The organism is Rhizobium giardinii bv. giardinii H152 (genome assembly GCF_000379605.1).
Classification (GTDB): domain Bacteria; phylum Pseudomonadota; class Alphaproteobacteria; order Rhizobiales; family Rhizobiaceae; genus Pararhizobium; species Pararhizobium giardinii.
In genome coordinates this window covers 1-13050 of the sequence record NZ_KB902691.1, presented here as the reverse complement: position 1 = coordinate 13050, position 13050 = coordinate 1, and the positions used below count along the sequence as shown (strand labels likewise).

Sequence of the window (13050 nt, the reverse complement as noted above, 5' to 3'; positions counted from 1 at the left end):
CAGTCCCGTCCGCCTTGCGCGCTCGGAAGTATTGGTGCGCCGGGGAGCGCCGTCGCGCTTCGAAATTGCCATGAAAGAAGTTGCGGACAGAGGATTGTTCAGACTAAAAAAGTACGCGCTGTGCCAATTCTGTGCATACGACAGCTTTCGTACAGTGGCGGGATTTTCTTCACTATGTCGTTCGGTCTTCTATTTGAAGAATTTCTAATAAAGCTATTATTAAGGATGTGATGAAATACTGAGAACCGAGACGGGCGTCGACCAGTTGTGGGGCAAGGATGCATTCGAAAAACGGTGAGGCAAACGCGGTAAGGGGGCGGTTTCGCAGCATTTCATGCGTGATCGCAATCGGGTTCGTTTCCTTGCTCGCATCGTGTTCTTCCGAGCGATCCCTCGAGGTGGCCTCTGCCGCTCCGTATCAAGCTCCCAGGAAAGCATCGGTTCGGAGCGTCGCTACGGCGGAGGATCGTGTAAAGCGTCCCGCTTCCGCGAAAAACGTCAAATACGTTTCGGACTTGAAGCCGAACAGCCGTTTGATCGCCTATGGCGAGGGCCCGTACATCTGCTCACCGAGCGGTTTCGGCCGTACCTCCCGGTGCGTGCCTCGCTGGAGTTTCGACTGACTTCCAGTAATGCTTGAGCCATCGGCCGACCCTTAGCCGCCTGCGCCACAGGACCGCGCTGCGCTTGCCGGCTCCGGCTTGACGCTACTCCCTGTGTCACCGCTTGGCGTTCGATGAATGCCTGGGGCCGTCAACTCTCTTCATGCGGCTTTCCAGTTAATACGCGGTCGGCGGCGCCAGCCGGTAAATCAGCATGGCGTCATCGTCGACGACACGCTCGGCGGTCTTGTCGAGATGCGCAATCAGGCCCGTATTGTATTCGAGGAGCTTTCGCCCCCTGGAGTCGCGCGCATTTTTTGCCACCCCGAACCACGCCGCATCCTTGGCGCGCAGCGTCTCCAACATGTCGATCGCCTCGCGGTCGTCGGGAAGCACCGACCAGTCGTTCATCCCACCGCCCGGTGGGAAAACCCAGCCCCGGCGTCTGCTGTAATAGATTGCAATCGGATCACCGATCGTAGCCGAGGCCGCGATTACCAGATCGCCAGGCTTCGCGAGAGCGCTCAACTGCACACCAAGCTGGTGGCCGGATTGCGCGTAGGGGGTCTTCATGAGCTGGAGCCCGGGAATGCTGCCGCCGACGATCACGATAGCCGCAATAACGGCCGATCGCAGCAGGCGTGATGGCACGCTCCACTGGAGGCTGCCGTCAATGGTGGCCAACAGGATGAGCCCGCGGCCGGCAAACGCGGCCACCGGCACGTTGAAGATATGGAAGTTCCATGGATTGGTCTTGATCTCGCGGGCGGCGAAAAAATAGACGATAAGGGCGCCGGCGAGCCATGCGTGGAAGAACCACTGGACTTTGCCGCGTGCCGGGCTGGTCGTGCCCGGCGGCATGACCAGCAATGCTATGCCGGCTAGGACCACAACGGGCAGGGTAAAGAGCCAGCTGCTCGCGATCTTCCATGCGGCGGGAAGGTAAAAGGCCTGGCTGAAGAACTTGGAGAGCCCGTCGTCCCAGAGATAGCCGCTGCCGGCGACATGATAGGGCGGAAAGTTCGTGCCGACATGGATCGCCCACCGATAGTAGCCGAGGATCAGCGCGCCGGCGATCAGCGCGACCGGCGCGATCTGCAGGATGCGGCGCGGATTGAGCCTGCCTCTGACCTGGAGAATGGAAAAGGTCGCATAGGTCATCGGCACGACCACGGCGATGCCGGGCAGCTTGGCGAGCACGCCGAGCGTCGCGATCACACCGGCGAGCACCAGCAGACCAGGGCGGTCTTCCTGCAGATAGACGACGTAGAGCCACGCGCCGGTGGTGACCAGCGACAGCATCGCCGGGTCCGGAAGAAACGACCGGTCGATGAAAACCGCACCGGGCATGATGGCGAGCAGAAACGCACCGGCGTGCGCGTGCGCCGTGCCCCATACGCGATCAAGCAGCCGGTGCAGGGCAAAGACGCCCCACAGGCCAAAGGTGATGGCGACCAGGCGTCCCAGCCAGTCATGCCAGCCGAACAGCGCGTAGAGCAGCGCGGTGATATAAGAGATGATCTGCAGTTCGCGCCCCTGATAGGCGGGGCCTGGACCAGTCCAGCTGACCTCCGGAAAGAAAATGTTCCAGCTGCGTGCCAGGAAATTGTCGGCCATCATCGCCGTACTGGCTTGGCGCCAGCTAAATGCGTCGATCAAGGGCTGCTGGACATCGTGGAGGCGAAACAGGGCAGCAAGCACCAGTATGCCAGCCAGAACCGCGCAATTACGCTGCCCGATACCGGATCCCGGCATGACGTCCTCCTTCACCGGTAAGCCACGGTGCGGACTATAATCGAAATTGCGTAACGCTATAGTTACTCCATGAAAACACAGAGAGCGTGTCTTGCTTCGCGAGGCACCTCCTGGTGGCGATGGCCGATCGCATCCCGCCGTAACCAGTATCGCGGAGGCGACGTCGGTCTAAGCGCGGGGGACGGTGGCCATTGTCGACGGCCGGTTTTTGAATCAGGATAAGGCAGCGGCTGGACGCGTTTCAGCCTTGGTCAGGGGACGCGAGCCCGGGGCGTTCGCGCCAATCTTTAAACGCTCAGCGAATATCGAGCAGGCGTTCCAGATATTGCCGCTCGGTTTCCGGCGAGGCATTCGTGCCGAGACGACGGCGGATTTCCTCGAGAATTTCGCGTGCCCTCTGGGTGTCGATCTCGTCGGGCACCTTGACCTGATCGCCGAAATCCGGTCCGGCATTCTGCTGGCGCCGGCCGAGCGGATCGCGGCCGTTCTGGCCATATTGCGGAATGCCCTGACCCGGTCCGGAGCCCGGACCCTGGCTCTGCATCTGCTGCATCATGTCCTGGGCGCCATCGCGCAGCGCCTGCAGCGCGCGGCCCTGGCTGCCGACCGCATGCTCGCCTTCGCCTCTGCCGAGCGCGCCTGCCGCCCCCTTCATCTCGCGGCCAGCCTCGCCGAAGCCCTTGCCGGGCTTGATACCCATGCCTTCGAGGCCCTTCTGTAGCTCGCCAAGCTGTTTGCCGAGCTGTTCCTGCTGCGCCTGCAGATTCTTCAGCGCCTGCTTCAGCTCCTCGGCCGTCATATTGTCGAGCGGCCCCGGCTGGGCGTTCTCATCCGGCTGCTGGCCGGGCTCCTGCGGCATGTCCTGATCGAACAGCTCCTGATCCTCGCCGTCGAGCGGATCACCGCGCTGCATGCGATCGCGCAGGGCCTGATCGAACTTGAAGGTCTCGTCCATCAACTGCTGCTGCTGCTGCATCAGCTGGCCGAGCTTGTCCATCTGCTCGCGCATCTGGCTGTTCGCTTCGCCCTGCTGCTGCTGCATGCGGCCGGCCTGAAGGTTGTTCATCATCCGCTGCATTTCAGACAGCAGCTGGCGTGCCTGATCCTTGGCGCCGGATCTGGCGAGGTTCTCGATCTGGTTCATCATCTTTTCCAGATCCTGCTGGCGCAGCACGTTGTTCTGGTCCGGATTGGCGGCCATGCGCGGGTTCTTGGCCGCCTGTCTGGCGAGCGCCTCCATATACTCCTGCATCGCCTCGCGCAGTTCCTGCATCAGCTTGGCGATTTCCTCGTCGGATGCATTGCGCTCCAGCGCCTCGGACAGCTTCTGTTGCGCATCGCGCAGCCGCTTGTCGGCCAGCGCCAGGTCGCCATCCTCGATGCCGAGCGCGATTTCCCAGAGATGGCCTGCGGCGTCGCGCAGCATGTCGTCATTGCGGGCGAGCGCCATGCGGGTATGCGCCGATTGCAGCAGCAGGAAATGCGTGAGGTTCGGGATCGTCTCGTCGGGCCTGATCATCAGCGCGTCGTTGAGGTCGATCGCGCGCGGCAACTGGTTGGCATCGAGCGAGAACACCTGGCGCTGCTCGGCGACGGCACCGGCCAGCGGCTCGAAGAACTGGCGGGCAGGCAGGATCATCGCTTGTGGCACGCTGCGGCCTTCCTGTCCAGCCGCATCGCGGGCGACGAGCGTGACGGTGACGCGTTTTCCCGAAAGCGGATGTTCGCTGAGGTTGCGGCTGGTCAGCCCCTTGGCCTCGCGGGCATTGCGCTTGGGCAGGTCGAGACGATATTCCGGCAACGGATAAAGCGGGCGGGCGCCCGCCTCGGGCTTGTCGAGCGGCGTGATCTCGGCCCATGCATCCTGAATGCCGTAGTCATCCCTGGCGGCAAAGCCGATTTCGAGCGCCCCATTTCCCGTGGGGCGGGGAATGCCGTCGAAGGCGATATCCGGCACGCTGTCGGGAATCACCGTGAAGGCCCATGTTTCGCCGCCGACGGCGAGCCTACCGTCCTTGGTGATTTTCAGAACATGGGTTTCACTGCCGGGCTTGGCCGGATCGGCGGGCAGGGCTTGCGCCGTGGCTTTCTGCGCTTCGGAGGGTTTTGCCTCCGCCGCGGGGACGACGAGCGGTTCGCCCGCGCCATCCTCGTGATAGGTAACAGCGGTGGCCTTGCCGCCGCTGGTGATGCGGACGGTCAATTCGCTGAACTGCGGGACGCGAAGCGGTTCGGTGCTGTCTGATGCCTGCTCGCTTCCCTGGCGGCCGGTGAGGAAAACCGGCGCGCGGCCGGTATAGGCCGGCGGCGTCACCCAGGCGTCGATACGCACATCGGGCTTTGCCTCGACCTGTTGCGGCGGATGAAAGGCATCGGAAATCTGGCCAGCCCGGTTCGAATAGGAATAGGCGAAAGCGACACAGGCGATCAGCACCGGAAGCGCGCGCAGTCCGTAGGTATCGCTGCGGGCAATGTCGGGCCGCGGCAGGCCGGTCTCCAGCGTGTTGATCATCCGCGCCATGCGCACCTGGTGTTCCTGCCAAAGCGCGTGGCCGAAAGCGCCGCTGGTGGCCGGCTGGTCGTCCTGCACGCGGATAGCCTGGTGGGCAAGGTGGTTGCGCTCCTCCAGCATCCGGTCCGCGTCGATATTGCCGGGGACGCGAAGGCGCAGCAGCGGAACGAGCAGAGCGACGAAGGCGGCTGCGAAGCCAATGAGGACGATCACGTGCAGCCAGCCGGGGGCAACGCGGAAAAAGCCGAACCAGGCGGCGGAAAGGAAGAAAAGGACGGTCGCAGCCAGGGGAAGGGCGCGGGGCGCAGCCCGTTCGGCAAAGAGGATGACACGAGCAAGCGTCCGCTTGACCGCCAGGCTTCTCATCCAGCCCGTCCCCGTCGAGCCATCCCGGCGGATTTTCGTCATCCGTTCCCTTTCAGCATTCGAAACGTGCCACGAAGGATAACACTCTTTGTGGCGAAGACGAGGGCGGTCGCGCGATCGTGATCGATTTCGTACGTCTGTGGTCGACGCTATCAACAGCGGCAGGGCAGGAGCGGTGGTCTCAGTCGAGCCAGTCCGGTACCGAGTCGAGGCCGATCAGGTCCTCGTAGCTCGTGCGCGGCCGAATCACATGGAATCGGTCGCCGTTGACCAGCACCTCGGGCACCAGCAGGCGGCTGTTATAGGTGCCGGCCTGCACCGCGCCATAGGCGCCGGCGGTGCCGACGGCGATGAGATCGCCGGGCTTCGGCATCGCCATTTCGCGGTCGAGCGCCAGATAGTCGCCGGTCTCGCAGACGGGGCCGACCACGTCGGCCTTGATGCGCGGCGCATTGGCGGCGGAAATCCGGACCGGCCGGATTTCATGATAGGCCTCGTACAGCGTCGGGCGGATCAGGTCGTTCATGGCGCCGTCGACGATGACGAAGGTCTTTGAGCCGCCGTCCTTCACGTAGATGACCTCGGTCACCAGAATACCGGCATTGCCGACGATCAGCCGGCCCGGCTCTGTGACGATCTTGCAGTTCAGGTTGCGCAGCTGGTCCTTGACGATGTTGGCATAGGCGTCGGGCAGGGGAGGCGGATTGTTGTCTTCCTTGTACGGTACGCCAAGCCCGCCGCCGACATCGACGTGATCGATCGCATGGCCGTCGGCGCGCAGCGTATCGACCAGCTCGCGCAAAAGCTTGAAGGCATCCTCGAACGGCTGCAGCTCGGTGATCTGGCTGCCGATATGCATGTCGATGCCGGTCACCTTGATCCCGGGCAGGGTCGCGGCATGGGCGTAGACGGCGCGCGCGCGCTCCCACGAGATGCCGAACTTGTTTTCCTTCTTGCCGGTCGAGATCTTCGCGTGCGTTCGCGCATCGACATCCGGATTGATGCGGAAGGAGACATGCGCCTTTTTGCCGAGCCGAACAGCGCGAGCGTTGAGGATTTCGAGTTCCGGTTCGGATTCGACGTTGAAGCAGTATATGCCGGCTTCGAGCGCGAGGTCCATTTCCGCGGCCGTCTTACCGACGCCGGAGAACATGATGCGGCTTGCCGGAATGCCGGCCGCCAGGGCCCGGCGCAGTTCACCCCCCGAAACCACGTCGACGCCGGCGCCCAGCCGTCCGAGGGTCTTCAGCACGGCCTGGTTGGAATTGGCCTTCATCGCATAGCAGACCATGGCGTCGATATCGGCGAAGGCCTTGGAGAAGACCGAATAGTGCCGCTCGAGCGTTGCGGTGGAATAGCAATAGAACGGCGTGCCGACCGCCTTGGCGATGTCGATGATGGAGACGCCTTCCGCAAAGAGAATGCCGTCGCGATATTCGAAATGGTTCAAGGGAGTGCCCTGTTAAAGGAGAGGATCAAGGAGAAAGCGCTTGTCCTGCACCTCATCCTTCTTTTCGACGGTGCCCGCTGCTGCCTTGGTATTGATCGGCGCGGTCGAACCCGGGCGATCAAGGTCGCCCTTGCGGCCGCAGCCGGACAAGGTCAGGCCGGCGATGGCAAGCGCAGCAAGCAGATAGGTGGTGTTTCGCAGATGCATGGATGCTTCCTGGTCAGGGTGGTGAGCCCGTCTTGCAAAATTCGTCAGAACTCATATCGGCTTTTCAAGGGCTTGTGCACCCTGAATCTTGCCCTCAATTGCGACCCCGCCACCAGGCGATCTGCTTCTTCACTTCGCTCGGTGCGGTGCCGCCGAAGGAGGTGCGGCTGGCAACCGAGGCCTCGACCGTGAGCACGTCGAACACTTTGTCGGTGATATCGGCATGGATCGCCTGCAGCTCTTCAAGCGACAATTCGGCAAGCTCGCAGCCCTTCTGTTCGGCCAGCGCCACCGCCCGGCCGGTGACGTGATGGGCGTCGCGGAAGGGCAGGCCGGCCTCGCGCACCAGCCAGTCGGCAAGATCGGTCGCGGTGGAATAGCCGGAGCCAGCGGCGGCCTTCATACGGTCGGCGCGGATGGTCATGTCGCGCACCATGCCGGTCATCGCGGCGATGGCGAGTTCCAGGCTTTCGGCCGAATCGAAGACCTGTTCCTTGTCTTCCTGCATGTCCTTGGAATAGGCGAGCGGCAGGCCCTTCATCACCGTCAGAAGTGCGATGAGCGAACCGTTGATGCGGCCGGTCTTGGCGCGCACCAGCTCGGCTGCGTCCGGGTTCTTCTTCTGCGGCATGATCGAGGAGCCGGTGGAGAAGGCGTCCGACAGGCGCACGAAGCCGAATTGCGGCGTCGACCAGATGACGATCTCTTCGGCCAGCCGTGAAAGGTGGGTGGCGCAGATCGAAGCGATCGCCAGGAATTCCAGCGCGAAGTCGCGGTCCGACACGGTGTCGATCGAGTTGCGCGTCGGTTCGCGAAAGCCGAGTGCCTTGGCCGTGATGTGGCGGTCGATCGGAAAGCCGGTGCCGGCAAGCGCCGCAGCGCCGATCGGGCTTTCGTCCATGTGCTCGATGGCGTGGCGCACGCGCGAACGGTCGCGGCCGAACATCTCGACATAGGCCATGCAATGATGGCCGAAGGTGACGGGCTGGGCGGTCTGCAGATGGGTGAAGCCGGGCATCACCGTCTCGGCATGTTCTTCGGCGCGGTCGAGGAAAGCTGCGATCAGCGCCGTCAGCATCTTCTCCGTCTTCTGCAGTTCTTCCTTCACCCAGAGGCGAAAATCGAGCGCCACCTGGTCGTTGCGCGAGCGGGCGGTGTGCAGGCGCCCGGCGGCCGGGCCGATCAGGGTTGCGAGCCGCGCCTCGACGTTCATATGGATGTCTTCGAGCTGGCGGGAGAATTCGAACTGGCCGCTTGAGATCTCTGACAGGATCGTGCTTAGGCCGTGAACGATCTTGTCTTTATCCTCGGCGGAAATGATGCCTTGATGCGCAAGCATGGTCGCATGCGCTATCGAGCCGCGGATATCCTGGGCGAAAAGCTTCTTGTCGAAGCCGATCGAGGCATTTATCTCCTCCATGATCGCGTCCGGCCCTTGCGCGAAGCGTCCGCCCCACATCTGGTTGGAGGATTTGGTTTCGGAAGTGCCGTCGCCCATGAAGAATGCCCGCCTTGGAGAATGACCCAATTGGAAAATGAAGTGACAGACCGGAAGAAACGCCTTCCCGCCGCCAGACTGGTTGTGATCGCTGCCCTCTTCGGGCTGATCGCCGGTGCGGCAGCGGTATACGTCAGGGAAAGCGGGTCTGGCAATGGTGCGGCGGTGGAAACAGCAGGCGCAAGGGCCTGCGAGGCGGCAAAGGACCGCGTTGCGGCGATCACGCCGTTCCTGAAGGGCCAGGTTGCCGCCATGGCACCCGTCAGCGAACCGCGTCCGCTTGCCGGATTGAGCTTCAAGGACAAGGACGGCAAGGACCGGACGCTTGCCGATTTCACCGGCAGGACCATCCTTCTCAATCTATGGGCAACGTGGTGTGTACCCTGCCGCGAGGAAATGCCGGCGTTGAACGCGCTGCAGAAGGCCGAGGGCAGCGACACGTTCGAGGTCGTTGCCGTCAACATCGATATCGGCGACGACGAAAAGCCGAAGGCCTTCCTGAACGAGACCGGCGTGCATGATCTCGGCTATTACCGGGACGCCTCCATGGGCGTCTTCAACGCGCTGAAAAAGGAAGGCCTCGCCTTCGGCCTGCCGGTCACGCTTATGATGGATGAAAAGGGCTGTCTGCTCTCGTCGATGAACGGCCCGGCGGCCTGGGACAGCGACGACGCCAAAGCGCTGGTGAAAGCGGTAGTCGCCGCCGCACGTTCAGGCGCTCCTTAGCTGCGAGCCGCCCCCGTCCGCCTGCCGACCCAGGGTGACTGCCTTTGCCGCCATGGCGAGGATCGTTGTTGCGGGCACCGGCTTGGAATAGACGAAGCCTTGGCCGGCGCGGATTCCGAGTTGCAGTAGGACAGCGATCTGCTCCTCCGTCTCGACGCCCTCGGCGACCACGGTCATGCCGAATTTCCCCGCCAGTGCGGCGAGCAGCTCGACGAGTTCCGACGACTTGCGGTCAAGCGTGATGCCATCGACGAAGAACTTGTCGATCTTCAGATAGTTGGCGCCGAGCGCATGGATCGCGGACAGGCCGTTGTGGCCGGTGCCTGCATCATCGATGGCAACCTGCATGCCGGCGTCGATGAGCTTTTCCGTGACGGCAGCGGCCTTGTCCTTGTCGGCGATGGCCTGCCGTTCGGTCACCTCCACGACCATCGAGTTGAGGGGAAGCCCAAATTTTGTCGCCTGCGCGGTGAGATTGTCGACGAAATCCGCCGCCAGATATTGGTCCGGGGTTACGTTGAAGCTGAGCTTGAGATGGCTCTGCGCTTGAAGCAGGCCGCCGAGCTGGGCGCCGGTTTGCTTCAAGAGTTCTGTCGTCAACCGCTCGATGCGGCCGTTGCTTTCGGCGAGCGGAATGAAGGCGAGCGGCGGGATCACCGCGCCATCGGGCTTGATCCAGCGCGCCAGCATTTCGAAACCCAGAAGCTGTCGGCTTTCCAGGTGGAAGATCGGCTGGAAATACGGCCTTATCTCGCCATTGGCCAAAGCGGCGTCCAGTTCGTCAAGGATCGAGGTGCTGCGGAACATGCCGCGTGCGGCAAGCACGCCGAAACCAAGGCCGAAGGCGACGACGATCGCGCTCGTCAGTGGCGATAATGAATGGTTCCATTGCGCAAGAGCGGCGGAATCGACCTTTAGGCTGATCGCGATGGGATACTGGACGGATTTCTCCTCGAAAATGATGAGGGCCGCGTCATCCATGCCCGAGCCAGCCCGGGGCGCGTAGCTTGCGAACGACGAGCCGTCCGCGAGGGTAAGCTGCATCAGCGCGCTGTCGCGCAGTTCGACCGGCAGAATAGCAAAGAGCAGTCCGCTGGTCGCGAGAACTTCAAGGATGCTTTTTTCCGGCCCGTATTGCCAGCGCACGCCGAGGCCCTTCCAGCCCGGGAAACCAAGCGAAAAGAGCGAATAGTGCGGGTTGTTGGTCCGGTTGTGCTGTGCGGCTGCGATCGATTGCTCGAGCGCCTGGTTCTTTTCCTCGTAGCTCCAGCAAGTGCCGTCTCTGGTTTCCAGCCGCATGTTCTTCATGATGCTGGAACCGTAGAGGGCGCGTGTCATCGCCATCCGGTCGACCGTGGCGCAGGAAGTATCCTGGTTGAACACGACGTCGCTCATTTTCATGACGGCGGAATCGATGGCCTGTTCCGTGCGAGAGAGAGTGTCCCTGGCGAGGCGGTGCAATTGCTGCTCGTTCCACGAGGCGATAAAGGCTCTATGCGCCAGCGAGAGGCCGCCGGCAAAAAGGCCGGCAAAGCACAGCACGAAAGCTGCGAATTGTAATTTGCGCTGAACTGTCATGGCCCGGCCCGTTGCTGAGCCAGGACGGTGGGCGAAACAGGTTAAGATCGGTTGAACGTTTCTACCGCTGATTTAGCCTTGCGGCACCGCTTAGCGCGTCGGAACCGGCGTATCGCCGCGGTAATCATAGAAGCCGCGGCCGGATTTGCGGCCGAGCCAGCCGGCCTCGACATATTTGACCAGAAGCGGGCAGGGCCGGTATTTGGAATCCGCCAGGCCGTCATGCAGCACCTGCATGATCGACAGGCAGGTATCGAGACCGATGAAATCGGCAAGCTGCAGAGGTCCCATCGGATGGTTGGCGCCGAGCTTCATCGCGGTATCGATCGCATCGACGCTGCCGACGCCTTCATAGAGCGTGTAGATCGCCTCGTTGATCATCGGCAGGAGAATGCGGTTGACGATGAAGGCCGGGAAGTCCTCGGCAACCGTGATCGTCTTGTCGAGAGCGGTGACGAACTGCTTGGCGGTCTGAAAGGTTCCTTCGTCCGTCGCGATGCCGCGCACCAGTTCGACCAGTTTCATCACCGGCACCGGATTCATGAAGTGGATGCCCATGAAGCGTTCCGGCCGATCGGTCGCGGATGCGAGCCGGGTGATCGACAGGGAGGAGGTGTTGGTGGCGAGGATCGCGTCGGTCTTGAGAACCGGACAGACCTGGCCGTAAATCTTGCGCTTGATGCTCTCATCCTCGGTGGCCGCCTCGATGACGAGATCGGCCTGGCTGAGATCGTTGAGGTCAGCCGAGCCCTTGATCAGCGACAGTGCCTTCTTGCGCTCCTCGTCGGTCAGCTTGCCGGACGACACCTGCCGCGCCATGTTGCCGTTGATGGTTGCAAGGCCAGCCTCGACGCGGTCGGCGGCGATGTCGTAGATATGCACCTTGTAACCGGCCGCAGCCGATACCTGGGCAATGCCGCAGCCCATCTGTCCAGCGCCAACAATTCCGACATTCTTGATCATCGAGCCGATTTTCCATCATCAGGGCGGAAGGGCGGACGCTCTTCCGTTCAGGCAAAGAATAGTGAAACCGCCAAGGCGGGGTCCGGATGCCAGTGATAAAGGCATCGAGCTTAATTTTCCAGCTTTATTCACGGCATGAGCTACGGAAAACCGGCATGCACGCGGCTTGCAAAATAAAAGACGGCCGCGCTGGTGGGCGCGGCCGCGGATGTCAGTTTCGGAAGGCTCAGAGCGCCTTTTCGAGTTCCGGCAGGACGTCGAAGAGATCGCCGACGAGGCCGTAGTCGGCGACCTGGAAGATCGGCGCTTCCTCGTCCTTGTTGATGGCGACGATGACCTTCGAGTCCTTCATGCCGGCGAGGTGCTGGATGGCACCGGAGATGCCGCAGGCGATGTAGAGCTGCGGCGCGACGACCTTGCCGGTCTGGCCGACCTGCCAGTCGTTCGGCGCATAGCCGGCGTCGACGGCGGCACGGCTTGCACCGACGGCAGCACCAAGCTTGTCGGCGACGGGCAGGATGACCTGCTGGAACTTCTCCGCCGAACCGAGCGCCCGGCCGCCGGAAATGATGATCTTCGCCGAGGTCAGTTCCGGCCGGTCGGACGAGGACAGCGCGTCCTTGACGAAGCTGGACAGNCCCGGATTGGCGGCGGCCGCGACGGTTTCCACCGGTGCCGAGCCGCCTTCGCCAGCCGAGGCGAAGGATGCGGTACGCACGGTGATNACCTTCTTCGGCTCGCTCGTCTGCACCGTCTGGATGGCATTGCCGGCATAGATCGGCCGCTTGAACGTGTCTGCCGAGATCACCTCGGTGATTTCCGAGATCTGGACGACGTCGAGCAATGCTGCAACACGCGGCAGNACGTTCTTGCCNACCGAGGTGGCNGCNGNGAGNATGGTGTCNTAAGCGCCGGCGAGCGAGACGATCAGCGCCGCCANGGGCTCGGCGAGGTTGTTGGCAAGATCGCTGCTGTCGGCGAGCAGNACCTTGGAAACNCCGGTNAGCTTGGCGGCCGCATCGGCGGCGGCTNTTGAGCCCGCGCCGGCGACCAGCACATGCACCTCGCCGCCGATCTTGGTGGCGGCCGTCAGGGCCTTGGCGGTCTGGTCGGACAGGGTTGCGTTGTCGTGATCTGCCAGAAGAAGAATGGCCATGATGTTAGTCTCCCTTTTCCTGGACCGTTAAAGCACGCCGGCTTCGTTTTTCAGCTTGTCGACCAGCTCGGCGACAGACTTGACCTTGATGCCGGCCTTGCGGCCCGACGGCTCCTCGGTCTTCAGGACCTTGAGGCGGGCCGTCGTATCGACGCCGAAATCGGCCGGCGTCTTCTTGTCGAGCGGCTTCTTCTTCGCCTTCATGATGTTCGGCAGCGAGGCATAACGCGGCTCGTT

At 62.6% G+C, this 13050-nt stretch carries 9 protein-coding genes and 1 pseudogene; 1 reads left to right on the top strand and 9 read right to left on the bottom strand.

Translation table 11 applies throughout. The annotated features are described in order from the left end of the window. Positions 1–779: 779 nt before the first annotated feature. The 5 genes from A3AY_RS0121590 to argH form a co-directional block, all read right to left on the bottom strand. On the bottom strand, positions 780–2357 hold the full coding sequence (locus A3AY_RS0121590; RefSeq protein ID WP_018327763.1) for an ArnT family glycosyltransferase: 1578 nt from the start codon (positions 2355–2357) through the stop codon (positions 780–782). 295 nt (positions 2358–2652) lie between these two features. Continuing rightward, positions 2653–5277 (bottom strand): TIGR02302 family protein, encoded by a 2625-nt coding sequence (locus A3AY_RS0121585; protein WP_018327762.1) that lies wholly within the window; start codon positions 5275–5277, stop codon positions 2653–2655. Positions 5278–5416: 139 nt separating this feature from the next. Then, positions 5417–6685, bottom strand: a complete 1269-nt coding sequence (gene lysA / locus A3AY_RS0121580; protein ID WP_018327761.1) for a diaminopimelate decarboxylase — start codon at positions 6683–6685, stop codon at positions 5417–5419. A 12-nt stretch (positions 6686–6697) separates the two neighbouring features. Beyond that, complete coding sequence (gene lptM, locus A3AY_RS0121575) at positions 6698–6892, bottom strand: LPS translocon maturation chaperone LptM (protein WP_018327760.1); 195 nt, start codon at positions 6890–6892, stop codon at positions 6698–6700. Between the two features lie 94 nt (positions 6893–6986). Further along, positions 6987–8390 (bottom strand): argininosuccinate lyase, encoded by a 1404-nt coding sequence (gene argH / locus A3AY_RS0121570; protein ID WP_018327759.1) that lies wholly within the window; start codon positions 8388–8390, stop codon positions 6987–6989. A gap of 42 nt (positions 8391–8432) precedes the next feature. Here argH and tlpA point away from each other — a divergent pair, with 42 nt between their 5' ends. Next, positions 8433–9116, top strand: coding sequence for a thiol:disulfide interchange protein TlpA (gene tlpA, locus A3AY_RS0121565; RefSeq protein ID WP_026203691.1), 684 nt, complete (start codon positions 8433–8435; stop codon positions 9114–9116). On the opposite strand, the gene A3AY_RS35820 is transcribed toward tlpA, so the two are convergent. From A3AY_RS35820 to A3AY_RS35815, 4 genes and pseudogenes are all read right to left on the bottom strand, one after another. Next, a complete protein-coding gene (locus A3AY_RS35820) occupies positions 9102–10694 on the bottom strand; it encodes an EAL domain-containing protein (protein WP_018327757.1) in 1593 nt (530 codons plus the stop codon). The two genes, tlpA and A3AY_RS35820, sit on opposite strands and share 15 nt — an antisense overlap. Before the next feature lie 90 nt (positions 10695–10784). Further along, the gene (locus tag A3AY_RS0121555; RefSeq protein WP_018327756.1) at positions 10785–11657 is read right to left on the bottom strand and encodes a 3-hydroxybutyryl-CoA dehydrogenase; all 873 of its coding nucleotides are present in this window, start codon (positions 11655–11657) and stop codon (positions 10785–10787) included. Positions 11658–11883: 226 nt separating this feature from the next. Then, the gene (locus A3AY_RS0121550; protein ID WP_018327755.1) at positions 11884–12813 is read right to left on the bottom strand and encodes an electron transfer flavoprotein subunit alpha/FixB family protein; all 930 of its coding nucleotides are present in this window, start codon (positions 12811–12813) and stop codon (positions 11884–11886) included. Positions 12814–12840: 27 nt separating this feature from the next. After that, positions 12841–13050, bottom strand: a pseudogene (locus tag A3AY_RS35815) (electron transfer flavoprotein subunit beta/FixA family protein); the annotation flags it as partial.